The 22,886-nt window shown below is 62.9% G+C and carries 19 protein-coding genes; 5 read left to right on the top strand and 14 right to left on the bottom strand.

From position 1 onward, the window contains the following. Positions 1-85: 85 nt before the first annotated feature. Complete coding sequence (locus M0654_RS11820) at positions 86-457, top strand: hypothetical protein (protein ID WP_248683252.1); 372 nt, start codon at positions 86-88, stop codon at positions 455-457. Here M0654_RS11820 and M0654_RS11815 read toward each other — a convergent pair whose 3' ends face one another. Together M0654_RS11815 and M0654_RS11810 are read right to left on the bottom strand one after the other, a co-directional pair. After that, positions 458-1,702: a class I SAM-dependent RNA methyltransferase gene (locus M0654_RS11815; protein WP_248683251.1), complete on the bottom strand. Its 1,245-nt coding sequence runs from the start codon at positions 1,700-1,702 to the stop codon at positions 458-460. Next, entirely contained in the window at positions 1,699-2,454 is a 756-nt protein-coding gene (locus tag M0654_RS11810) for a TlyA family RNA methyltransferase (RefSeq protein WP_248683250.1), read from the bottom strand. The genes M0654_RS11815 and M0654_RS11810 overlap by 4 nt, the downstream gene beginning before the upstream one ends. A 184-nt stretch (positions 2,455-2,638) precedes the next feature. Here M0654_RS11810 and M0654_RS11805 point away from each other — a divergent pair, with 184 nt between their 5' ends. Together M0654_RS11805 and M0654_RS11800 are read left to right on the top strand one after the other, a co-directional pair. Continuing rightward, a complete protein-coding gene (locus tag M0654_RS11805; protein WP_248683249.1) occupies positions 2,639-4,576 on the top strand; it encodes a methyl-accepting chemotaxis protein in 1,938 nt (645 codons plus the stop codon). Between the two features lie 110 nt (positions 4,577-4,686). Continuing rightward, positions 4,687-5,679 carry a DUF4424 domain-containing protein gene (locus M0654_RS11800; protein WP_248683248.1) on the top strand — a complete coding sequence of 331 codons (993 nt, stop codon included), beginning with the start codon at positions 4,687-4,689 and terminating at the stop codon, positions 5,677-5,679. A gap of 15 nt (positions 5,680-5,694) precedes the next feature. Here M0654_RS11800 and dxs read toward each other — a convergent pair whose 3' ends face one another. The 7 genes from dxs to M0654_RS11765 all read right to left on the bottom strand — a co-directional run bounded on the left by dxs (position 5,695) and on the right by M0654_RS11765 (position 13,644). Next, positions 5,695-7,614, bottom strand: a complete 1,920-nt coding sequence (gene dxs / locus M0654_RS11795) for a 1-deoxy-D-xylulose-5-phosphate synthase (protein WP_248683247.1) — start codon at positions 7,612-7,614, stop codon at positions 5,695-5,697. Positions 7,615-7,714: 100 nt separating this feature from the next. Next, positions 7,715-8,638, bottom strand: coding sequence for a pirin family protein (locus M0654_RS11790; protein ID WP_248683246.1), 924 nt, complete (start codon positions 8,636-8,638; stop codon positions 7,715-7,717). Between the two features lie 117 nt (positions 8,639-8,755). Continuing rightward, positions 8,756-9,100, bottom strand: a complete 345-nt coding sequence (locus M0654_RS11785; RefSeq protein ID WP_248683361.1) for a DUF1850 domain-containing protein — start codon at positions 9,098-9,100, stop codon at positions 8,756-8,758. 23 nt (positions 9,101-9,123) lie between these two features. Next, entirely contained in the window at positions 9,124-11,235 is a 2,112-nt protein-coding gene (locus M0654_RS11780; protein WP_248683245.1) for a TRAP transporter permease, read from the bottom strand. A gap of 139 nt (positions 11,236-11,374) precedes the next feature. After that, on the bottom strand, positions 11,375-12,310 hold the full coding sequence (locus tag M0654_RS11775) for a TAXI family TRAP transporter solute-binding subunit (RefSeq protein ID WP_118848861.1): 936 nt from the start codon (positions 12,308-12,310) through the stop codon (positions 11,375-11,377). A gap of 144 nt (positions 12,311-12,454) precedes the next feature. Next, complete coding sequence (locus M0654_RS11770; protein ID WP_118848862.1) at positions 12,455-12,709, bottom strand: exodeoxyribonuclease VII small subunit; 255 nt, start codon at positions 12,707-12,709, stop codon at positions 12,455-12,457. A gap of 2 nt (positions 12,710-12,711) precedes the next feature. Continuing rightward, complete coding sequence (locus M0654_RS11765; protein WP_248683244.1) at positions 12,712-13,644, bottom strand: histone deacetylase family protein; 933 nt, start codon at positions 13,642-13,644, stop codon at positions 12,712-12,714. 137 nt (positions 13,645-13,781) lie between these two features. On the opposite strand from M0654_RS11765, the gene M0654_RS11760 reads away from it, so the two are divergent. Continuing rightward, positions 13,782-14,180 (top strand): acyl-CoA thioesterase, encoded by a 399-nt coding sequence (locus tag M0654_RS11760; RefSeq protein WP_245450380.1) that lies wholly within the window; start codon positions 13,782-13,784, stop codon positions 14,178-14,180. 6 nt (positions 14,181-14,186) lie between these two features. Here M0654_RS11760 and M0654_RS11755 read toward each other — a convergent pair whose 3' ends face one another. From M0654_RS11755 to M0654_RS11745, 3 genes are read right to left on the bottom strand one after another with little or no spacing between them, the layout of a single operon-like run. Further along, positions 14,187-14,750 (bottom strand): biotin transporter BioY, encoded by a 564-nt coding sequence (locus tag M0654_RS11755; RefSeq protein ID WP_118848864.1) that lies wholly within the window; start codon positions 14,748-14,750, stop codon positions 14,187-14,189. 2 nt (positions 14,751-14,752) lie between these two features. Continuing rightward, on the bottom strand, positions 14,753-15,382 hold the full coding sequence (locus tag M0654_RS11750) for an energy-coupling factor transporter transmembrane component T family protein (RefSeq protein ID WP_248683243.1): 630 nt from the start codon (positions 15,380-15,382) through the stop codon (positions 14,753-14,755). Next, positions 15,379-16,059 carry an energy-coupling factor ABC transporter ATP-binding protein gene (locus tag M0654_RS11745; protein ID WP_248683242.1) on the bottom strand — a complete coding sequence of 227 codons (681 nt, stop codon included), beginning with the start codon at positions 16,057-16,059 and terminating at the stop codon, positions 15,379-15,381. The genes M0654_RS11750 and M0654_RS11745 overlap by 4 nt, the downstream gene beginning before the upstream one ends. Positions 16,060-16,167: 108 nt before the next feature. Here M0654_RS11745 and M0654_RS11740 point away from each other — a divergent pair, with 108 nt between their 5' ends. Continuing rightward, positions 16,168-17,361, top strand: a complete 1,194-nt coding sequence (locus tag M0654_RS11740; RefSeq protein WP_248683241.1) for a winged helix-turn-helix domain-containing protein — start codon at positions 16,168-16,170, stop codon at positions 17,359-17,361. On the opposite strand, the gene glgB is transcribed toward M0654_RS11740, so the two are convergent. Beyond that, entirely contained in the window at positions 17,362-19,569 is a 2,208-nt protein-coding gene (gene glgB, locus M0654_RS11735) for a 1,4-alpha-glucan branching protein GlgB (protein ID WP_248683240.1), read from the bottom strand. Then, positions 19,569-22,874, bottom strand: a complete 3,306-nt coding sequence (gene treS, locus M0654_RS11730) for a maltose alpha-D-glucosyltransferase (protein ID WP_248683239.1) — start codon at positions 22,872-22,874, stop codon at positions 19,569-19,571. The genes glgB and treS overlap by 1 nt, the downstream gene beginning before the upstream one ends. Positions 22,875-22,886 lie beyond the last annotated feature (12 nt).

Below are 22,886 nucleotides of genomic sequence, written 5' to 3'. Positions count from 1 at the left end.
CATCACCAAAGCAAAGACGGCGCGCATCTTCCTCTAGACGCGGAAAACGCTAGATCTTCTTCTTCCAACCTTGGGAGAAGAGAAAATGCCCAACCGTTTATTGTCTGGTCTGGTTCTGGCGCTCGTGAGCATCACTCCGGCAGCCGCCGAAGGCCTCGCCCCCATGACCGTATGGAGTGCGCAGGTCGAGCTGGCGCAGGCGCCGTCGGTGACGATCGGCCCGAACGGGATCACCATCGGCCGCGAGCGCGACAGGGATCGGGTCAGGGAACGTGATCGCATCAGGGATCGCGATCGCGAACGTTTTCGCCGCGACCGCTATGTCTGCGTCGTCGAGCCGCCGCGCAGCTCCGACCGCCGGCGTCCCTATGTTTGTGATGCCCGTCCGGGTCGCGTTGGCGAGCGGTGCCGCTGCTCCGGCGTGGTGGGCAGCGGGCGCCTGAACCTCGACCGCTAGTTACCTCACGAGAAGGGCGACTGCCTCGACATGCGGCGACCACAGGAACTGGTCAATCGGGGTGACCTCCTTGATCTGGTATCCGCCATCGACCAGGATCTTCAGGTCGCGTGCCAGCGTCACCGGGTTGCAGCTGACGGCTGCGACCGTCTTCACGCTGGAGCGGGCAAGTTCGCGCATCTGGGCTTCCGCCCCGGCACGCGGCGGATCGAACACCACCGCATCGAAGTTCTTGAGCTCCGACACCATCATCGGGCGGCGGAAGAGATCGCGCCTTTCCACCGTAACGGGCTTCAGGCCCTGCGTGTTGCGGGCAGCCGTATCGAGCGCCCGGATCGCCTTGTCGTCACCCTCGACAGCGTGAACCTTCGCGCGGCGCGCCAGCCGAAGCGAGAACGTACCTGAGCCCGCGAAGAGGTCGATGATCCGCTTTGACTTGCCGACATGGGCCTGCACCAGTTCCGCCATGGCCTCTTCCGCTGGTTTCGTTGCCTGCACGAAGCCAGCAGGTGGCGGGGTGACTGTCACACCGCCGAAATCAACCTTCGGTTTCTGAGGTTCGATCAGGATCTCGCCATTGACCGAAAGGCGGGCAATACCGCGCAGGCTCAGCACCGTTTCGGTGACGCTGCGGCGATGCTTCTCCCCAAGTGGCTTCAGGCCCTCGACGGCAAGATCAAGACCGACCAGCGTTTCCAGCACCGCGATGCGGATGATTTCGCTGCCGGACACCAGCGACTTCGCGATGGCACGGATGGCACCAAGCTGGCCTACGATCCCCGGCGAGGAGATCGGACATTCAACCACGTTGAAAATATGGTTGGTTTCGGCGCGGTTGTATCCGAGCAGGAATTCCTTTTCCGTCTGGCGCGCCGACAGCACCACCCGCCGCCGTTCACCGGGACGACAGATGACGAGGTCGCGCACCGGAGGCTCCAGCCCTCTCGATCGCAGGGCGTGAACCACCAGGTCCCGTTTGAAGCTGTGGTAGGGCGAATCCGCCAGATGCTGCAGCACACATCCGCCGCAGGCGTCGCTGTCCGGACCGAAGTGGCGGCACGGTGGTTTCACCCGGTCGGGCGAGGGCACGGCGATTGACATGATCGTGCCATAGTCGCCGTTCCTCGCAATCGCAACGCTCTCGCGGGGAAGCGCGTAAGGCACGTAGATCGGGCCATTGCTGTCCTCGGCAATGCCATGGCCCTGGGATCCCAGCCGGTCGATGGAAACGGTCAGCGTGCTCATGCCTGCTCCTGCGGTTTTCTGCCGGCAAGCAGGAACTCCTGGTTCCCGTCTCCGCCGGTGATCGGGGAGGGGATCAGGCCAAGGCCTTCCCAGCCCATGTCTTCCGCAAGCCAGCGCTCCAGTTCTGCGGCGACTGCCGGCGCGGTTTCCGGCTCCTTCAGGAGCCCCGCCTTGCTGATCGCATCGCGACCTGCCTCGAACTGCGGCTTGACGAGCAGCACGCAGACCGCGCCCGGCTCGGCAAGCTCAAGCGCCGGTGCCAGCGCAAGCTTCAAGGAAATGAAGGAGACGTCCGAGACGATGAAGGTGATCTCGCGCTCATCATAGTCCTCAGGTGTGAGGTAGCGCGCATTGACGCCCTCGAGGTTCGTCACCCTCGGGTGGTCGAGGAGGCGGGGATGCATTTGCCCGTGACCGACGTCGATCGCCGTCACATGCTCTGCACCGCGCATCAGCAGCACTTCGGTAAAGCCGCCCGTCGAGGCGCCGATATCGAGACATTCGTGGCCAGCCGGATCGAGCTGGAAGTGGTCAAGCGCCGCAACAAGCTTCAATGCCGCGCGGGAAACAAAATCCTGGGCCGGATCATCGATGCTGATTTCGGCGTTGCTGGGAAAGGTGAGGCTCGGCTTGGTGACGACGCGGCCGTTCACGGTCACGGTGCCGCGCGAGATGGCGTCTCTGGCGCGGGCACGGCTTGCAACAAGATCGAGGGTGACCAGAAGCTGGTCGAGGCGTTGGTTTTCTGACATGCGCAGTCAATGACGTGGCTTTGCGTCATCCGCAAGTCATTGCTTCGGGTTGCGATGTCTTCCTGTGTCATTAGGCGTCAGGCGCAAGAAGCTGTAGTGCCCGCGCAACCCAATTTTAATGATGTTGGCGTTCCTTCCGGGGTGGAGACAAGCGCGATGCTGTTTCACCTGTGAGCGGAAAAACATGTCACTGAAGAACCTTTCTCTGAATTCCAAGCTGATCATTACCTTTGCGGCTTTGATGGGTGTCTGCCTCCTGGCGTCTGCCGGTGTTTACTGGCAGGCACTGAAGTCCAGCCGTGCCTCCGCTGACCAGGCCGCGTCCCAGGCGATCCTGGTGCAGGTGGACAACGCGCTCGAGGCGATGCTCGAACAGGCCGTCAACCAACGCGGCTTCCTGCTGTTCAAGAGCGACAGCACCTACAAGGACGTATTTGCCAACCGCGACAAGATGATCGCGGCGATCGATGCAGCCAAGAAGGTTGCAGCTGGTCGTCCGGAAATCGTGACGTCGCTGGAGGCCATGCGCTCTGCCGCAGACGTGTTCCACACCCAACTGACCGTGCCGCAGCTTGAAGCGCGCAAGACGACAGAGATGACGATTGACGAGGTCATCGAGATCGGCCGCAACCAGGCCAAGGGCCAGCTCGATGGCTTCCGCGAAGCGGCTGCCAAGATCAAGAAGCAGGCGCTCGATCTTTCGGCTGGCCTGAACGAGGCCCAGGTCGAAGCCCATGACGACCTTCTCATGACGCTGATCATCGGCGGCGCCGCTGCCGGTGTCATCGCCGTTGTCCTCGTCTGGGCCCTGTCACGCGCCATCGTCTCGCCGATCATCGGCATGACCAATGCGATGACGCAGCTTGCCGGCGGCAACAACGATATCGAGGTACCGGCGACCCATCGCGGCGACGAAGTCGGCCAGATGGCCAAGGCCGTTGTTGTCTTCAAGAACGCTGCCATTGAAAAGCAGGCGCTCGCCCGCGATGCCGACGCGCTGCGCGAAACCACCGAACGCGAACGGCTCGCCAACGACGCCGAGAAGGCCCGCGAAGCAGCCGATGTCGAGTTTGCAATCGACTCGCTTGCCACGGCTCTTGCAAAGCTTGCCGATGGTGACGTTGCCTACCGTCTGGACCAGCCGTTCGTAGGCCGCCTCGACCGCCTGCGCACGGACTTCAACCAGTCGCTCTCGCGCCTCCAGGCCGCACTCCAGGCCGTCGGTGCCAATGCTGCTGCCATCAACGCCGGCGCTGCCGAAATCCGCTCGGCTGCCGATGACCTCGGCCGCCGCACGGAGCAGCAGGCTGCCGCCGTCGAGGAAACAGCTGCGGCTCTTGAGGAAGTCACCACCACCGTCAAGGAATCGGCCCGTCGGGCCGAGGACGTGGGACGCCGCGTCGAGCGCGCTCGGCATGGCGCCGAGAAGTCGGGCGAGGTCGTTCGCCGCGCGGTCTCGGCAATGGAGCAGATTTCCAAGTCGTCCGGCGAGATCATCAACATCATTTCGGTGATCGATGACATCGCCTTCCAGACCAACCTTCTGGCGCTGAACGCCGGTGTTGAAGCGGCTCGTGCAGGGGATGCAGGCAAGGGCTTTGCCGTTGTCGCACAGGAAGTGCGCGAGCTTGCCCAGCGCTCGGCAAATGCGGCGAAGGAGATCAAGTCGCTGATCACCACCTCCAGCCACCAGGTGGATGCCGGCGTGGCGCTGGTTGGCGAAACCGGCAATGCGCTGGAAGCCATCGTCGGCGAGGTGCAGCAGATCAACGAGCACCTTGATGCCATCGTGGTCTCGACCCGCGAGCAGTCGACGGGCCTGCAGGAGATCAACGCTTCGGTCAACAACATGGACCAGAACACCCAGCAGAACGCTGCCATGGTGGAAGAACAGAACGCGGCAAGCCACAAGCTTGCCCAGGAAGCCCAGGCGCTCGACGCCCTGCTGCGCCAGTTCAACTTCGGCGGCGCACCTGCGCAGCAGTCGCGTCCGGTGGCAGCCACAGCGGAAGCCCGTCCGGTCGCGTCCCCCGCGCAGATGCTGCGTTCCACCGTTGCCCGCGCCTTTTCCGGCAAGACTGCAACGGCAGCGGCCGTGAAGGAAGAATGGACGGAATTCTGATCAACCCCTGAATGACTTTGCGAAAAGGCAGGCGGAACACCATCCGCCTGCCTTTTCTGTTTTGGCGTCCCGGCTTAATGTCACGACGCGCGTGACATGAGGGGGTGGGGATGCGTTGGACTTTTCTCGTCGGTGGCCTGCTGCTGGCGGCTTCGAACAGCTGGGCAAATGACACGACAGCCGAACTGACGACCGGCGGGCTCATCTATGTCCAGACCACCGATGTCGTGATGGAAGAAGAAGACCTCTACCTTTCGCGAGAGGAGGTGCTGGTCGACTACGTGTTCCGCAACACGAGCGAAAAGGAGGTGGAAAGCATCATCGCCTTCCCGATGCCCGATGTCGTTGGTGGCGCCCAGAACGATGTCGCCGTGGGTGACATGGAAAGCGACAACTTCCTTGGCTTCTCGGTGGTTCAGGACAGCCGCCAGATCAAGCCGGAACTGCAACAGCGTGTGCTGGCACTCGGTATCGACCGCACCGACGAGTTCGAGACGCACAAGATCCCGGTGCTGCCCTATAGCGACAAGACTGCGGAGGCGCTGAAGGCGCTGCCGGTGGATGTGAAGGCGGACTGGATCAGCAAGGGACTGATCTATGTCGACAGCTACGATGCCGGCCAGGGCTGGGAGGAGGAGATCCGCCCGGCCTGGACGCTGCGCTCGACCTACTGGTGGAAGACCAGCTTTCCGCCGAACAAGCCGGTGCGGGTGAGCCACCGCTACAAGCCAAGCGTTGGCGGCACGGTGGCCATGACCTTCATCGAAGGGGGCAAGCCCGTATCGAATTACAAGGCTTATGCCGAACGCTACTGCATCGACAGCGCGTTCATGAAGACAGCGGCAAGGCTGGAAGCGGCGGCCGCCAAGTCAGGACCGCATTATACCGAACAGTGGATTTCCTATATCCTCACCACCGGCGCCAACTGGAGCGGTCCGATCGGCAAGTTCAAGCTGACTGTCGACAAGGGGCGCGAGAAGGATTTCGTCAGCTTCTGCGGCACCGGCGTCAAGAAGGTCGGACCGACGACCTTCGAGATGTCAGCAACCGATTTTTACCCGCAGAAGGACCTGCACGTCCTCTTCCTGAATGCCGTGGAGTAGTTCCGCAGGCGAAGCTCAGCCGGCGAAGCCGACGCCGACGCGGCTTTGCCCGAGTGCCTTGAAGACCACCGATACGATGCCGGCGCGGTCGAGGCCCGCCTTGACATACATCGTCTCGGGGCTTGCCTGCTCCATCCACACATCCGGCAGTACCATCGACCGCACCTTGAGCCCGTTGTCGAGGAGGCCTTCGCTTGCCAGGAAATGCAGGACGTGGCTGCCGAAGCCGCCCACCGCACCTTCCTCGATGGTGATCAGCACCTCGTGGTGGCGCGCCAGCTGGCGAATGAGGTCGTGGTCCAGGGGCTTCGCGAAGCGTGCATCGGCAACGGTGGTGGAAAGACCGGCGGCATCGAGATCCTCGGCGGCCAGCAGACAGTCCTTCAGCCGCGTCCCGAATGAGAGGAGGGCAATCTTGGAGCCCTGCTTCACCACGCGGCCCTTGCCGATCTCAAGGATCCGGCCACGCTCCGGCATCTCCACGCCGACGCCTTCGCCGCGCGGGTAACGGAAGGAGATCGGACCAGCGTCATAAGCTGCGGCGGTCCGCACCATGTGCTTGAGTTCTGCCTCGTCGGCTGCCGCCATCACCACCATGCCCGGCAGGGTGGCAAGGAAGGTGGTGTCGAACGAGCCGGCATGTGTCGGGCCGTCTGCGCCAACAAAGCCGGCACGATCGATCGGAAAGCGCACGGGAAGCCCCTGGATCGCCACGTCATGCACAACCTGGTCGTAACCGCGCTGCAGAAAGGTGGAATAGATGGCGCAGAAGGGCTTGTAGCCTTCCGCGGCAAGGCCAGCGGCGAAGGTGACCGCATGTTGCTCGGCAATCCCCACATCGTAGGTGCGCGACGGAAACACTTCCGCCAGCTTGTCTATGCCGGTGCCGTTCGGCATGGCCGCGGTAATGCCAACGATCTTGTCGTCCAGGCGCGCTTCCTGGACAAGCGTTTCGCCGAAGACGCTTGTATAGGAGGGGGCATTCGGCTTCGATTTCGCCTGCGCGCCGGTAATGACATCGAACTTGTTGACGCCGTGGTATTTGTCGGCAGCCGCTTCGGCGGGTGCGTAACCCTTGCCCTTCTGCGTCACGACATGGATCAGCACCGGGCCTCGGCCGTTGTCGCGCACATTGCGCAGCACCGGCAACAGGTGCTCGAAGGAATGCCCGTCGATCGGGCCGATATGGTAGAAGCCCATCTCCTCGAACATCGTGCCGCCGGTAACGTAACCACGTGCATGTTCCACGGCACGGGTGATGGCTCGGTCGATCGACTTGCCGAGATAACCGGTGAGCTTCTTGCCCACTTCGCGCATGCCCAGATAGGTGCGGCCAGAGGCAAGGCGCGCCAAATAAGCGCTCATGGCGCCCGTCGGCGGTGCAATCGACATGTCGTTGTCGTTGAGGATGACGATCAGCCGCGCATCGAGCGCGCCCGCATTGTTCAGCGCCTCATAGGCCATGCCGGCTGACATCGCACCGTCACCGATGACAGCAATCACGTTGCGCTTTGAGCCGGAAAGGTCTGCCGCCACTGCCATGCCGAGGCCGGCCGAGATGGAGGTTGAGGAATGGGCGGCACCGAACGGATCGTATTCGCTTTCGGCCCGACGGGTGAAGCCGGAAAGGCCGCTCTCCTGGCGCAGTGTGCGGATCCGGTCCCGGCGACCAGTGAGGATCTTGTGCGGGTAGCACTGGTGGCCGACATCGAAGATCAGGCGGTCGTCCGGCGTGTTGAATACCTTGTGGATGGCGATCGTCAGTTCGACGACGCCGAGACCTGCACCGAGATGCCCGCCGGTCTTCGACACGGCGTCGATCATCTCGTCGCGCACCTCCCGCGCCAGTTGCGGCAGGTCGCGGTCATCCAGTTTGCGAAGATCTCCAGGCAGGTTGACCTTGTCGAGTAGTGGCGTTGCGGGCAATGATGTCACGAAGTTTGCCTTTTCTCGTCATGGTCAGAAGCTTGCGTCCTCAGAAGATGAGAAGAAAGCAGGCTTTTTCAAGTTTTGTGATGGGCTGTTCTAACCGATTTTATCCGACCGGCAAGGGTACGAACTCTTCTTCATCCCCCGGCACAATGTCGAAGCGTCCGGTGCGCCACTCCTCCTTGGCCTTCTCGATCCGTTCCTTGGACGAGGAAACAAAGTTCCACCAGATGTAGCGCTTGGAGTTGAGCGCGGCACCGCCGAACAACATGATGTGGCAGCCCGGCTCTCCCGCCTCGAGCGTGATGTTGTCGCCGGGGCGGAACACGAGCAGTTGGTCTGCCGCGAACCGATCTCCCGCAACCACCAGTCCTCCCGACAGGATGTAGATCGCCCGTTCCTCATGCGCTGCCGAGAATGGAAAACGACGGCCGGGCTCCAGCCGCAGGTCCACGTAAAGCGTATCGGAGAATGTCAGCACCGGTGAGCTCAGTCCTTCGAAGGAACCAATCACCACCCGCCCGGTTGCGCCGCCTGCGTCGATCGTCGGCATTGCCTCGCGGCTGGTATGGGCGAACCGCGGGTCGATCTCCTCCTGGTTGTCGGGCAGCGCCAGCCAGGCCTGCAGTCCCGACACCGACATCGGGTGGCCGCGCAGGTTCTCGGGCGTGCGCTCCGAATGCACGATGCCGCGGCCGGCCGTCATCAGGTTGATGTCTCCCGGCTTGATGACGAGTTCGGTGCCGAGACTGTCGCGATGCTTGATCTCGCCGTCGAACAGATAGGTGACGGTGGAGAGCCCGATATGCGGATGCGGCTTCACGTCGAGCGCTTCATCCGCCCTGAGCAGCGCAGGGCCCATGCGGTCGAAGAAGATGAACGGCCCAACAAGTCGTCGGTGGCGCGTCGGCAGCGCACGCCGCACCGCAAAGCCGCCGATGTCGCTGCTGCGCGGGATGATGAGGTTCTCGATCGCGTCACAGGCAAAGGCATCGCCTGCAACAGGATCGGTTCCGGGAAAGAAGGACATGGCTTACTCGCTAAGGCGCTTCCTGATCTTCAGGATATTGCGCCAGGAAAGACTTCAGTTCAACGAGCAGGGGCGGGAGGTCGGTGGTGATGATCTTCCAGGCTTCTGGTGAGGCAGCTAGTCGCACGGCTTGAGCAGGACTTCGTCCCCCGCCGTCGCACCAAGTTCCGTGCAGCCACCCGTGTGGCAAAGCCGCCAGGCACTCGGTGTTGCACCGGAGGCCGCAAGCGAGATCTCCCGCTGCGGCGGCAGTTTGGGATGCCACACATACCAGCCGTCGCGCATCACCGCATCCGGCCCGGGTTCCATACCGGCGCCCGACCCCTTCACGGCGGCTTCGGTCAGTTCAAGGCCGGAGGGTTGCACGGACCAGGCCTCGCGCCACTCTGTCTTCTGGACCGAATGAGTCCAGGACAAGGTGAAGAGTGAGACGGCAAGGGTCGTCGCCTTGCCGCCGGCCATGATGCAGAGAGCTGGCACCGGCTCTACGGCGTCACCGTCGCCGCGCCCAGCTTGCGGCTGCGCCACCAGTGTTGTGCGACGAGGATGATGCCGAGCGCCCAGCCGACTTCGTCGGTCCAAGGCAGGGCCACCACAAGGCTCGCACCGGCAACCAGAGCAATCAGGCGTTCCCATGCCGCCGCCCGGGTAAACAGGAAGCCGACGACCGCCACGCCCCAGAGACCGATGCCGAAGCAGGCCTTGGCGAAGAGGTAGATGACCTCGACCGGGTAACCCCATGCAGCCGAGATGGCACCCGGATCCTGCAGCATCAGCGCCGGCGTGTAGACCGCCATGAACGGCACGACGAAACCAGCGCTCGCAAGCTTCGTCGCTTCGATGCCAATCTTCATGCCGGATGTTTTCGCCATCGGTGCTGCCGCAAATGCTGCCAGCGCCACCGGCGGCGTCAGGTCGGCCATGATGCCGAAATAGAAGACGAACATGTGGCTGACGATGAGCGGCACGCCAAGTTCCAGCAGTGCCGGGCCGGCCAGTGAAGAGGTGATGATGTAGTTCGGGATCGTCGGAATGCCCATGCCAAGGATCAGGCAGGTGATCATCGTCAGCACCAGCGACAGGAAGAGATTGTGCTCGCCGACCCGGATGATGGCGCCGACGAAGGTTGAGGCAATCCCGGTAAGGCTAAGCGTGCCTATGACGATGCCGACGATGGCGCAGGCAATCCCGACGGGCAGCGCGTTCTTCGCGCCTTCCGCCATGGCGTCACGGCAGATGATGAGCGTTTCGCGGCCACCCTTGACGAAGACGCAGCCGGCGATCAGGCCAAGAATGACGATGACGAGGAAGTTGACGCCAAACTTCATGAAGGATGCGGCGGCAAGGCCGAGTGCGACCCAGAACACGATGCGGAAGATGAACGGGCCGATGCTGGCGGCAAGCGGCATGCCGAGGATCAGCACGATCACCAGAGCGAGGCCCATGGTGCCGGCGAAGATCGGCGTATATCCGGCAAACAGGAGGTAGACGAGGGCTGCGAGCGGCAGGATCAGCGGCCAGTGTTCCTTCACCGCCGTCCACGGATTGGGAAGTTCAGCCTTGCTCATGCCCTTGAGCCCGGCCTTTCCGGCTTCCAGGAAGACCATCCAGAAGCAGGCACCGAAGTAGAGAACGGCGGGGATGATGGCCGCCTTGACGATCGAGGCATAGGAGACGTTCAACGTCTCGGCCATGATGAAGGCCACCGCACCCATGACCGGCGGCATGATCTGGCCGCCCATGGACGATGTCGCCTCGACGCCACCCGCAAAGGCAGAACGGAAACCGAAGCGTTTCATCAGCGGAATGGTAAACTGGCCGGACGCCACGACGTTCGCCACGCCGGAGCCGGAAATCGTGCCCATCAGCGCCGAGGACAGCACGCAGACCTGGGCCGGCCCGCCGCGCCATGTGCCGACGAGCCCGAGCGCGAAATCGTTGAACAGCGCCAGCATGCCCGCCCGCTCGAGGAAGGCGGCGAAGACCACGAAGATGAAGATATAGGCGGCCGAAACATAGATCGGAGTGCCGTAGATGCCTTCCGTGCCGAAGGCGAAGGTCTCGATGATCTGCTCGAAGCCGTACCCGCGGTGGATGAATGGTCCCGGCGCATATTCGCCGAAGAAGCAGTAGGCGAGAAAGATGCCGGCGATGATCGTCAGCGGCAGGCCCATCAGCCGGCGCGCCGCTTCAAACACCAGCACGATCAGCAGGGTCCCGACGACCAGGTCTTCGGTGGTGAGGAAGCTGCTGCGCTGGATGAGGTCAGCGTAGAAGATCCAGTTATACAGGCCGGTGGAAAAGCCGGCGATGCCAAGCACCCAGAACCAGATCTTGCCGAGCGGCGTCTTGGCCACGAGGTTGGCAATCAGCACGAAGCCGAGAAGCAGCAGGAAACCGACATGCATGGCACGCACGATCTGGCTTGCAAGCGTGCCATAGGCGGCTGTCCAGATCTGAAAAAGCGTGAAGGCACAGGCGATCCAGAACGCGATCCTGCCGCTAATTCCGTCTCCGAAGCCGGCTGGCAGGCCTTCGATGGCCTCTTCTGCCGAATGCGGTGCATTGGAATCATGAAGCATGGGCGTAACGGTCATGGGCTCTTCGCAATGTTCAGGCCCCGCTTCTGCCGTCTGACCCAAAGGGCGTCACGGCTGCTCCGTGGGGTAGTTACCTCAGATTGAAGCGCGCCCCGTCAGGAGACGAGACGCGCCCGTTTGGCAGTTTGAAAGCGTCCTACTTCAGCAGGCCAACTTCCTTGTAGTAGCGCTCGGCACCCGGATGCAGCGGCACCGGCATGCCTTCGATGGCCTTCTTCACGTCGATGGCCTTGGCGGCGGCATGCGCTGCGGCAAGCTGCGGCAGGTTGTCGAACAGAAGCTTGGTCATCTGGTAGGCGGTCTCGTCGGAGACACCCGAATGCGTGATGAGGAAGTTGCCGACGGCTGCCGTTTCCACATCCTCGGTCTGACCTTCATAGGTGCCGGCCGGGATCTTCACGGACACGTAGGGAGCGCCGATCTTCTCGACCTCAGCGGCCGGGATGGCAACGACGTTGATCTTCAGCGAGGTTGCAAGGTCGCGGATCGAAGCGACGCCCAGGCCGGCCGACTGCAGGGTTGCGTCCAGTTGGCGATTCTTGATGAGTTCAACGGATTCCGCAAACGGCAGGTATTCGGTCTTGCCGAGGTCCTTGTAGGACATGCCGGCGGCTTCGAAGATCGCGCGGGCGTTGAGCTCGGTGCCGGAGGCCGGTGCGCCCACCGAAAGGCTCTTGCCCTTCAGGTCCGCCAGCGTCTTCACGCCGGATTCAGCGCTCGCAACCACCTGGATGTAGTTCGGATAGATCGCCGCGATGCCGCGCAGCTTGTCGAGCTTGGCCGGGAAGCCGGCTTCCTTGTTGCCCTTCCACGCTTCCTGGACCGAGTCACCCAGCGAGAAACCGATTTCGCCGCGGCCCGCCTGCAGCAGGTTGAGGTTTTCAACCGAGGCCTTGGTCGCCTGCACCTGTGTGCGCGAATCCTTGATGTTCTTGCCGTAGATCTCACTCAGCGCCACTCCGAGCGGATAATAGACGCCAGATGTTCCGCCGGTCAGGACGTTGATGAACTCGGCCGCCTTGACGCTGGTGGCCGAAACGGCTGCCGAGACGGCAAGCGTTGCGGCGAACATAAGGTTGATTTTACTGGACTTCACGATCAGCTCCTCCCAAGCCACTATCAGATGGCGCTATCATGGGGAGGGGCTTCTTTCAGGTCAACCGGTTTGTCATCCGCAGCCGGAAGGCCGTTTTGCGACTTTAGTTGAAGATCGTGATCAGCCGGCGTCTAGCGGTTCGGTGCCCTGCGGCTTGCCGGCGCGATCAAGCCGGATCTTCTCGATGCGGTTCTCGGCGGCGTTGAGCAGTTTCTCGCAATGCTTCTTCAAGGCCTCGCCGCGCTCGTAGATGGCGATGGACTCATCGAGCGCCACGTCGCCGCGTTCCAGCCGTGCGACGATGCTTTCGAGCTCGGCGACGGCCTTCTCGAAGGAGTAGCCGCTGACATCGATGGTGTCGGTGTTCTCGGTCATGACTAGCCCCTCATCAGTCTTGAAATATGCATGCCGGCCGACTCGGCCAGACCTTCCAGATCATAACCGCCCTCGAGCAGGCTGACGAGCCGATTGCCCGCGTATTTGCCGGCGATCTCCATCAGCCGCCCGGTTGCCCAGTCGAAGTCGTTGCCGACGAGGTTGATCTGCGCCAGCGGGTCGCGATGATGGGCGTCGAAGCCTGCCGAAACGATCAGGAAGTCCGGCCGGAAGTTGTCGAGGGCCGGCAGCACGCGGCTCTTGAACGCCTCGTGGAAATGCTCGCTTCCGGTGTCGGGAGACAGCGGCGCGTTGACGATGTTGTTTTTCGTGCCGGTCTCGTCCTTCGCCCCTGTGCCGGGGTAAAGCGGCATCTGGTGCGTCGAGCAGAAGAGAACGGAAGGATCGTTCCAGAAGATGTCTTGGGTGCCGTTGCCGTGGTGCACGTCCCAGTCGACGATCGCGACCCGCTCTACGCCGTATTTCTGCTGCGCGTAACGGGCGGCAATCGCGGCATTGTTGAACAGGCAAAAGCCCATGAACTTGTTCTTTTCCGCATGGTGCCCTGGCGGACGGGCAGCAACAAAGGCGTTGTCCACCTGGCCCGTCAGCACGTCATCGACGGCGGCCATGGCGCCACCTACACCGGTCAGCGCGGCCTGCAGGCTTTTTGGGCTGACGTAGGTGTCGGATTCGATCTGCCGCACCGTGTCTTCCTCCGGGATCGCGCGCATGACCGAGCGAAGATAATCTTCCGGATGGGCAAGAAGGACGCTGTCCTCGTTCGCCTGCGGCGCTTCCTTGCGGTCAAGATCCGCAAAGTTCGGATGCTCCAGCGCGATGTTCAGCGAGCGCAGCCGGTCAGCCCGTTCGGGATGTCCTTCCGGCGTGCGATGCTCGAGGAAAATCTTGTGCTCGTAAAGGCGCGTGGTCATGAGCGGTCCCGTCGGGTGGGAAATGCGGAGCCGACGACATGGCGCAATTCATGCGTTTTTTCAAGGCGCGCCTCTTGCTCTCCCCGGCTTAAGCTTGGAAGAATGAATGTCCAGAAGAGCATGAACCAGAGGGTGCATTGGCCAAAGACACGAAAAAACCGTTCGAGTTCCGGGTTCCGTTCCGCGATGTGGATATGAACGGCGAGATGTTTCGGGCCGCATATGTTTCCCGGGCCGAGGAAGCGGTGGCGGAGTTCTGGCGTCGGCGCGATGCGCAGCCGAGCGACCCGTTCTTCACCATCGGCAAGGTCACCTGCAACTTCCATTCGCCGCTGAAGCTCGGCGATGTCGTTCACACAACCGTTGGCGTCAGCAAGATCGGCGGCAAGTCGGCGGGCTTCCTTGTCCGCATGATGCGCGGTTCGGAAGCCGTGGCGGAAGCCGAAATCCTGTGGTGCGCCTGCGATGCGGAAAGCCGTGAGCCGGTGGCCCTTCCCGAGGAACTGCGCGACTGGCTCTACCAGTACCTGGATTAGCTTGGCTCAGGCGCGCTGCGGCAGCAGCGGGTAACCGACCATGACGGCGCGACCGGCAAGCGCCGCGATTGCCGCCTTCAGGATGTCGCCGGGAATGAAGGCCAGGTCGCCCAGGAACGCGGTGCTGAGCCCGGTGCCGGTGCCATAGGCCAGCCACAGGATGCCGAGACCGTGGAGGATCACGACGCCGCCGATCATCGCTGCCATGAAGAAGCCGGTGACCTGCACGAGTGCGCTTTGCGAACGGCCGACGAAGCGCTCCGAGCAATAGCCGATCGCAACGGCGGCAAAGAACCAGCCCACAAGGTAGCCAGCGGTCGGCAGGACAAAGGTGGCAAGGCCGCCGCGGCCGCCCGAAAGAACCGGCAACCCGATTGCGACGAGGACGAGCACCAGCAGAACGGCAAGCCCGCCGCGCTTTGCGCCGAGGATGACGCCGGCCAGCATGACGCCGAGCGACTGAGCGGTGATCGGCACCGGGATGAAGCCCAGCATGATCGGCGGCACGAGGCCGAGTGCGACGATGATGGCTGCGAAAAGCGCTGCCAGAACGAGATCCCGTGTAGCCATGTTCAGCTCCCTTCGCCGAGTTTGCGGTTGTTCTGCCCGCGGATGCCGCGAGCGTCAATGGCGGCGGCAATCTCGTCGGCATGGCGCAGCGTCTGGATGATCAGCGGCACCGCGAGCGTTAGCGGTCGCTGTTTCAACCCGCGCGCGTGGTGGGCATCGCGGATCGCTTCGTACCGGGCCAGCACTTCCGGCACGAAACGCACCACGAGGCCGATGGCAAGACCAAGATCCGCCGCCTTGACCAGCCCGATGCGCTCGAGTGGGCGTGCGCCCGCGGTGATCGTGTCGATGAACTCGGCCGTGCTCGTGGTTGCCGTTATAGTTGCAGCGAGGACCGCAAGTGCCACCAGCCTCAGGAAAACAGCGAGCGCGTCCGCCGGGCCGTTCAGAAGCAGCGTGAAGACTGTGAGGATGGAGATGGAAAGCAGAATCACCCGCAACTGCTGCCATGTCCGCGCCACGCCGAAGCACATCGACGCGTGAATTGCGCCGGCAAGGAAAACAGCAGCCGCCAGCACCACCGGGGAAGCGGTCACGAAAAGCAGCAGGCTGAAGACGGCAAGGCCGCCAAGCTTGAGGCCCGGCGAAAGCCGGTGCAGCCAGGTGTCGCCTTGAACGTAAAGCGTCTTCATGCGGCGCAGAGCGTCCGGTACTGGTCGATGACAGCCGGCGGCTCGCCATCGGCCAGCAGCCGGCCTTCGTGGAACAGCAGGACGCGGTCGAAGCCGGCGATCAAATCCAGATCGTGGCTGATGACGAGGACGTTTTCTTCGAGCGAATGCACGGTCTTTTCCACCAGGGCCCGATTGCGCAGGTCGAGCTGGTTGGTCGGCTCGTCCATGATGAGGATTTCAGGTCGCGTCACCAGTACCGAGGCGAGCGCCGCGAGCTGCAGTTCGCCACCCGAAAGCTCATGAACGCGCCGGTCCGCCAGATGCTCGATCCCGAAACGAGCGAGCACGGCGTTCACTTCCGCCTGCTTTTCCTCCCGCGAGAGTTTCCGGCTGGTGAGCCCAAGCGCGATGTCTTCCTTGAGGATCGGCAGGACGATCTGGTTCTGCGGGTTCTGGAAGATGAAGCCCGCCGCCGAGCGCACCTGCTCCCCATCGCTTGCCGTATCGAAGCCGTTGACGGTGACGCGTCCGGCTGCGGGCGTGACAAGCCCGTTGATCATGCGGGCAAACGTTGTCTTGCCGGAGCCGTTAAGGCCGATGATGCCGATCCGCCGCTCGCTGAGCGTAAGGGTCAGCGGATGAAGAACGGTGCGTCCCTCGAACCGTGCTTCTGCCTGTTCAAAACGAATGTCCAAGGGCACCCCTCGCGTTCGCCGCCTCTATAGACCGTAACGACGGGGAGGGAAATGCAGAACTGAACGTGAACATTGCAACCTCGGCCTCGGCATTCTAGTCTTTCCTCCATGGCGATTCTCATTGCGAATGACCAGGCACGAAGGATCTTTCTGGAGCGACAGCAGCTGTCGGCGTCACCGACGCGGTCGCTGAACAAGCAGGCCCTGCTGCAGCTCATCGATGACCTCGGCTTTGTGCAGGTCGACAGCATCGCGACGGTGGAGCGCGCCCACCACATGATCTTGTTTTCGCGCAACCAGACCTATCGGCGCGAGCACCTGACGGCGCTGCTCGAGAAGGATCGCGAGCTTTTCGAGCACTGGACGCATGATGCCTCGATCATCCCGGCGCGCTTCTTCCGCTATTGGAAACACAGGTTTCGCCGCCGCGAGCCGATCATCGCCGAGCGCTGGCGCAAGTGGCACGGCGAAGGCTTCGATTCCGCCTTCGAGGATACGTTCCGCTACATTGCCGAAAACGGCGCGATCATGTCGCGTGAACTCAAGGCCGAAGAGCACAAGTCCGGCGGCTGGTGGAACTGGCACCCGAACAAGACAGCGCTCGAATATTACTGGCACACCGGCAAGCTGGCGATTGCCGGCCGCGAGAACTTCCAGAAGATCTACGACCTGACGGAGCGGGTGATCCAGCCGCAGCACCACGAGCCGGAAGTGAGCCACGAGGAGTTCATCGACTGGGCCTGTCGCAGTGCTCTGCGTCGTCTCGGCTTTGCCACCTCGGGCGAGCTCGCCGCCTTCTGGGATCTCGTCACGCCGGACGAGGCGAAGGACTGGGTGAAGGCGCATCGCGACGAACTGGCGGAAGTGCTGATCGAGACTGCCGACGGCAGTCGTCCTCGCGCTTCGTTCGCGCTCGCCGGTTTTCCGGAAGCCCTTGGCGATGTGCCGGAGCCGCCGGCGCGGGTGCGTGTCCTCAGCCCCTTCGACCCGCTGTTGCGCAATCGCGACCGCGCCGAGCGCCTGTTCAACTTCTCCTATCGCATCGAGGTCTTCGTGCCGGAGCCGAAGCGGCAATATGGATATTACGTCTTTCCGCTCATGGAAGGTGCGCGGATGATCGGCCGCATCGACATGAAGGCCGACCGCAAGGCAGGCAGCCTCAATGTGAGGAAGCTGTGGCTGGAAAAGGGCGTGCGCCCCTCCGCCGGGCGCCTGGAGAAGCTCGACGCAGAACTCTTGCGTGTGGGGCGCTTCGCCGGCGTCGATAAGGTCACCTATCTGAGCGGTTGGCGAGACACCTGATCAGGCTCGCCAGCGCAGGAAGACGGTGGCGAGCGGCGGCAGGTTCAGCGAGATCGACTGACCGCGGCCATGGCACGGGATGTCTTCCGTCCACGCTTCCGTCTGGCCGAAATTCGACCCGCCATAGATCCCGGCATCAGTGTTGAGGACAACCTCCCAGCGGCCTTTTTCGGGAACGCCCAGGCGATAGTCATGGCGCGGCATCGGCGTCATGTTCGACATGATCAGCATGCGCGTCGAGCCATCCTGCGAGGAGCGCAGCATGCCGTAGACCGAGCTTTCCGCATCGTCGGAAACCGCCCATTCGAACCCTTCCGGATGGAGATCGCTGAACTGCAGTGCCGGCTCCTTTGCATAAAGCGCGTTGAGATCGCTGATCAGGCGCTGCACGCCCGCATGGTCCGGCCGGTCAAGCAGGTCCCACACAACGGAGCCGTCGTGATTCCATTCGGTGTCCTGCGCCACTTCGCCGCCCATGAACAGCAGCTTCTTGCCCGGGTGCCCCCACATGAAGCCGTAATAGGCGCGCAGGTTCGCCATCTTCTGCCAGTGGTCGCCCGGCATCTTGCCGAGCAGCGACCCTTTGCCGTGGACCACTTCGTCGTGGGAGAGCGGCAGGATGAAGCGTTCCGAATAGGCGTAGATCATGCCGAAGGTCATGCCGCCATGGTGGTATTTGCGGTAGATCGGGTCGTCGGACATGTAATGCAGCGTGTCGTGCATCCAGCCCATGTTCCACTTGAAATCAAAGCCGAGCCCGCCGTTCTCGACCTTGTCGGTCACGCCCGGCCAGGCGGTCGACTCTTCCGCCGCGGTGAAGGCATGCGGGCAGCGGTCGTGAATGATGCTGTTGAGGTGCTTGAAGAACTCAACCGATTCCAGGTTCTCCCGGCCGCCGTATTTATTCGGGATCCATTCGCCAGCATTGCGGCTGTAGTCGCGATAGAGCATCGAGGCGACCGCATCGACACGCAGCGCGTCGACGTGGAAATGCTCGAGCCAGTAGAGCGCCGAGGCGATCAGGAAGCCCTTCACTTCGTTGCGGCCGAGATTGTAGATGAGCGTGTTCCAGTCCTTGTGGAAACCCTCGCGCGGATCTTCATGCTCGTAGAGCGCCGTGCCGTCGAAGCGCGCCAGTCCCCACATGTCGGTCGGGAAGTGCGCCGGAACCCAGTCGAGGATGACGCCGATGCCCGCCTCGTGGCAGCGGTCGACGAAATAGGCGAAATCTTCCGGCGTCCCGTGCCGGCCGGTCGGGGCAAAGAGGCCAAGCGGCTGGTAGCCCCAGGACCCGCCGAACGGATGCTCCATGATCGGCAGCATCTCGATATGGGTAAAGCCAAGGTATTTGACATAGGGGATCATGCGCTGGCTGAGCTCGACCCAGTCGAGCGAACGGTTGCCTTCTTCGGAAACCCGCAGCCACGAACCGAGATGCGCCTCGTAGATCGACATCGCGCCTTCGCGCTCGCGGTCGGCCCGCTGGCGTGCCATCCACGCATCGTCGCTCCAGCGGAAGGGCTTGGACGATGCAACGATCGAGGCGGTCGACGGTGCGGCTTCACTTGCACGTGCCACCGGGTCTGCCTTCTGCGGCAGCGGATGGCCGTTGCTGTCCAGCAGCTCGAACTTGTAGCGCTCCCCATGCGTCAGGCGCGGGATGAACAGTTCCCAGATGCCGGCCTGCTGGCGCAACCGCATCGGGTGGCGCCGCCCGTCCCAAGAGTTGAAGTCGCCGACCACCGAAACGCGACGGGCATTTGGCGCCCAGACAGCAAAACGCACGCCGGCGACGCCGTTGATCTCCATCGGCATTGCGCCCAGCGTGCGGCCAAGGTCATAGTGGGTGCCTTGCCCGATCAGGTGCAGATCGAGATCGCCGAGCAGCGGCCCGAAGGAATAGGGGTCTTCGGTTTCCTGCACGGCGTCCGGCCACTGGATCCGGAAAAGGTAGGGCGCCGGGCTGCCGATCAGCCCGGCAAACAAGCCGCCGTCATGGATCGACTCCAGTTCCGCCAGGATCCTGCCGGTATGGGCTTCGATGACCGATACGCCCTGCGCACCAGGCAAAAGCGCCCGCACCACGGTGATCTCACCATATTGGTGACGTCCGAGAATCGAGAAGGGCTCACCATGGCGGCCTTCGACCAGGGCCTGCAGCGCCTCCTCGACGGTGCCGATCATCAGGTCCGTGCGCTCGTATCTCATCAACGTTTCTCCAGCAGTCTTGATGCGATGGCCGAGAAGCCAGCAAGGGGGAGCGGCAGCCAGTGCGGCCGGCTGCGAACTTCGTAGGCGATCTCATAAGCCGCCTTTTCAAGGAGGAAGAGATCGAGCAGCTTGTCGCGGACATGGTCTGTCCGCGTCAGTTCGTCCGATGCCTCGATCGCCTTGAAATAGGCCTGCAGGAACGCGGCCTCGGCCCGCTTGATGAAGCGGTCGACCAGTTCCTTGTGGCGCGAATGGTCCACCTCGCTGACGACTTCGCGCTCGAGGTCCGCCGACGCTGCAAGATAGCTCAGCGAGCGCAGCAGGCCGGCGACGTCGCGCAGCGGGTTGCTCTTGGCGCGCCGCTCATCGAGGTTCTTCGTCGGTTCGCCTTCGAAGTCGATGATATAGGCGTCGCTTTCAGCAACCAGGATCTGGCCAAGGTGGAAGTCACCGTGGTTGCGCGTCATCAGGGTTCCGTTGGCAGCCTCCGCCAGCTGCGAGGCGATCGCCAGCAGTTCGTCGCGACGCTCGAGCAGCATCCGGGCTTCGTCCTGCAACGAACCTTCGAGCCCCTCCACCGTGCGCTCCAGGAGCGACAGGCTCTGGATGATCTGATTGGTCACGCTTTCGCGCCAGTGGGCGGCATCGTCGCGGGTGGCAACGACGGGCTGGAAGTCGGGATCATCCGTGGGCTGGGCGAGGGCCACATGCAGTTCGCCGAGCCGCGTGCCGATGGTGGCGGCAAAATCGACGAGCGGCTTGAAGTGCTCGTCGGCCGCCTCACCCTCAAGGGCGGTAACCACCACTTCGTCGATCGAGCGGCGCAGGTTGGACAGCATCCAGTTCCAGGCGTCGCCCTGGTTGCGGATCGCTGCCTGCACGATGATCAGCGTATAGCGGTTGCCATCCGGGTCGATGCGGGCGACTTCGCCCAGCAACTGCGCCGTGTTCTGGTAGCCGACATTGGTAAGGTAGCGGGTCATCTCCACTTCCGGGTGGATGCCGGGGAAGATGTGCCGGATCAGCTTCACCATCGCCATGTTGCCGAGGATCAGCGAGCTGTTCGACTGTTCGGCCGACAGCCAGGTAACCTGCATGTCCTCCTGGATGCTCAGGCAGTCGAGCTTGTCGGTGCCGAGGAATTCGAGCGTGCCGGCGCGCCCGGAAATAACTGCGCGATCGCAGAGGCCCCGCAGCACACCGCGGGCAAGCCCCTCGGTCGCAAAACCATCGGTGAGGAACCCGACGCGGCGCCCGCGACGGATGCGGGCCATGGCCAACTGCTGCGCAAGGGCGCTCGGCTGCGTATCGTCCCAGGCAACCGCGAGCGGCAGGAGGTAGGTGTCCTTGCGGCCGCTGAGATCAACCTCGAGCTCGCAAAGCAGCACGTTGTTGGCAAACGCCACCGGGGTTGCGGCAGCCAGACGCGCGCTGATCAGCACCTCGCTTTTCGAGCCAAACCAGCGCCGCTTGGCAAGATAGGGCGGTAGCACGTCGTTCGAGAACGAGTTTGCCAGCCGCGGCTCGTTGACGAGGTCCTGCAGGTCGCGGCGCACCACCATGGTCACCATGTCCTGCATCTGTTCCGGGGGCTCGGTGCGCCAGACCGGGCCATCGGATTCTTCCGCCAGCTGGAACCAGAAGAAGCCATAGGGCGGCAGCGTCAGCAGATAGGTAAGCTGGCCGATCGGCGGGAAGGGCGACATGCCGGTGAGCTCGATCGGTACCCGACCCGCGAACTGCGCCAGATCAAGCTCGACTGCCTGCGGCAGGCGCGAAAGGTTTGCAACGCAGAGGATCGTCTCGCCTTCGTATTCGCGCAGATAGGCCAGGATCTTGCGGTTGCCCGGGGTCAGGAACCGCTGCGTGCCACGCCCGAAGGCCGGATGCTTGTTGCGAAGCGCCAGCATGCGGCGCGTCCAGTTCAAGAGCGAATGTGCATCCGCACCCTGCGCTTCGACATTGACCGCCTCGTAGCCGTAGAGCGGGTCCATCACCGGCGGCAGTACCAGCCGGGCGGGGTCAGCCTTGGAGAAACCGCCGTTGCGGTCCGGCGACCATTGCATCGGCGTGCGCACGCCGTCGCGGTCGCCGAGATAGATGTTGTCGCCCATGCCGATCTCGTCACCGTAATAGATGACGGGGGTGCCGGGCATCGAAAGCAGCAGCGCATTCATCAGCTCGACACGGCGGCGGTCTCGCTCCATAAGCGGCGCCAGCCGGCGGCGGATGCCAAGATTGATGCGCGCGCGACGATCGGCGGCGTAGGTGTTCCAGAGGTAATCGCGCTCCTCGTCAGTGACCATTTCAAGCGTCAGCTCGTCATGGTTGCGCAGGAAGATCGCCCACTGGCAGTTGTCCGGGATTTCCGGCGTCTGCCGCATGATGTCGGTGATCGGAAAACGGTCTTCCTTGGCGATCGCCATGTACATGCGCGGCATCAGCGGGAAGTGGAACGCCATGTTGCATTCGTCGCCGTCGCCAAAATATTCGCTGGTGTCTTCCGGCCACTGGTTGGCCTCGGCAAGGAGCATCTTGCCCGGGTGGCTGCTGTCGAGCGCGGCCCGGATCTTCTTCAGGATCTCGTGGGTTTCTGGCAGGTTCTCGTTGATCGTGCCTTCGCGCTCGATGAGGTAGGGGATGGCATCCAGCCGGAAGCCATCGATCCCGGTTTCCAGCCAGAAGCGCATGACGCCGAGCAGTTCTTCGAGAACCATCGGGTTATCGAAATTGAGGTCCGGCTGGTGCGAATAGAAGCGGTGCCAGTAGTAGGCGCCGGCGACCGGATCCCAGGTCCAGTTGGACTTCTCCGTATCAAGGAAGATGATGCGGGTTTCGGGAAACTTCTGGTCGGTGTCCGACCAGACATAGAAGTCCCGCTCCGGCGAGCCGGGAGGTGCGTTTCGCGCCCGCTGGAACCACGGATGCTGGTCCGACGTGTGGTTGATGACGAGCTCGATGACCACCCGGAGCCCGCGTTCGTGGGCCGCTGCAACGAAAGCCTTGAACTCGTCCACGGTGCCGTAGTCCGGGCTGACATTGGTATAGTCGGCAATGTCGTACCCGTCGTCTCGGCGCGGGCTTGGGAAGAACGGCAACAGCCAGATCGTATTCGCGCCCAGCGAGGCGATGTGATCCAGCTTCTCGTGCAGGCCCTGGAAGTCGCCGATCCCGTCGCCATTCGCGTCGTAGAAGGACTTGACGTGCAACTGGTAGATGATGGCGTCCTTGAACCACAGCGGATCGTCGTTCAACGGCTGGGTCTGCCCCTCGGCTTGGCCACGGCTGCTCGTCATGTCCATCTATCTTCCTCT

The sequence above is a fragment of the Neorhizobium turbinariae genome, from assembly GCF_023223505.1.
In the GTDB taxonomy this organism is placed as follows: domain Bacteria; phylum Pseudomonadota; class Alphaproteobacteria; order Rhizobiales; family Rhizobiaceae; genus Neorhizobium; species Neorhizobium turbinariae.
Note: the sequence above shows the minus strand (reverse complement) of the source record. Positions and strands in the feature narration are given on the sequence as shown.

What these genes read in the sequence shown, in the direction of transcription:
- M0654_RS11820 (WP_248683252.1), top strand. Translation starts at nt 86, where the DNA reads ATGCCCAACCGTTTATTGTCTGGTCTGGTTCTGGCGCTCGTGAGCATC.
- M0654_RS11815 (WP_248683251.1), bottom strand. Translation starts at nt 1,702, where the DNA reads ATGAGCACGCTGACCGTTTCCATCGACCGGCTGGGATCCCAGGGCCAT.
- M0654_RS11810 (WP_248683250.1), bottom strand. Translation starts at nt 2,454, where the DNA reads ATGTCAGAAAACCAACGCCTCGACCAGCTTCTGGTCACCCTCGATCTT.
- M0654_RS11805 (WP_248683249.1), top strand. Translation starts at nt 2,639, where the DNA reads ATGTCACTGAAGAACCTTTCTCTGAATTCCAAGCTGATCATTACCTTT.
- M0654_RS11800 (WP_248683248.1), top strand. Translation starts at nt 4,687, where the DNA reads ATGCGTTGGACTTTTCTCGTCGGTGGCCTGCTGCTGGCGGCTTCGAAC.
- M0654_RS11790 (WP_248683246.1), bottom strand. Translation starts at nt 8,638, where the DNA reads ATGTCCTTCTTTCCCGGAACCGATCCTGTTGCAGGCGATGCCTTTGCC.
- M0654_RS11785 (WP_248683361.1), bottom strand. Translation starts at nt 9,100, where the DNA reads ATGGCCGGCGGCAAGGCGACGACCCTTGCCGTCTCACTCTTCACCTTG.
- M0654_RS11780 (WP_248683245.1), bottom strand. Translation starts at nt 11,235, where the DNA reads ATGACCGTTACGCCCATGCTTCATGATTCCAATGCACCGCATTCGGCA.
- M0654_RS11775 (WP_118848861.1), bottom strand. Translation starts at nt 12,310, where the DNA reads ATGTTCGCCGCAACGCTTGCCGTCTCGGCAGCCGTTTCGGCCACCAGC.
- M0654_RS11770 (WP_118848862.1), bottom strand. Translation starts at nt 12,709, where the DNA reads ATGACCGAGAACACCGACACCATCGATGTCAGCGGCTACTCCTTCGAG.
- M0654_RS11765 (WP_248683244.1), bottom strand. Translation starts at nt 13,644, where the DNA reads ATGACCACGCGCCTTTACGAGCACAAGATTTTCCTCGAGCATCGCACG.
- M0654_RS11755 (WP_118848864.1), bottom strand. Translation starts at nt 14,750, where the DNA reads ATGGCTACACGGGATCTCGTTCTGGCAGCGCTTTTCGCAGCCATCATC.
- M0654_RS11750 (WP_248683243.1), bottom strand. Translation starts at nt 15,382, where the DNA reads ATGAAGACGCTTTACGTTCAAGGCGACACCTGGCTGCACCGGCTTTCG.
- M0654_RS11740 (WP_248683241.1), top strand. Translation starts at nt 16,168, where the DNA reads ATGGCGATTCTCATTGCGAATGACCAGGCACGAAGGATCTTTCTGGAG.
- glgB (WP_248683240.1), bottom strand. Translation starts at nt 19,569, where the DNA reads ATGAGATACGAGCGCACGGACCTGATGATCGGCACCGTCGAGGAGGCG.
- treS (WP_248683239.1), bottom strand. Translation starts at nt 22,874, where the DNA reads ATGGACATGACGAGCAGCCGTGGCCAAGCCGAGGGGCAGACCCAGCCG.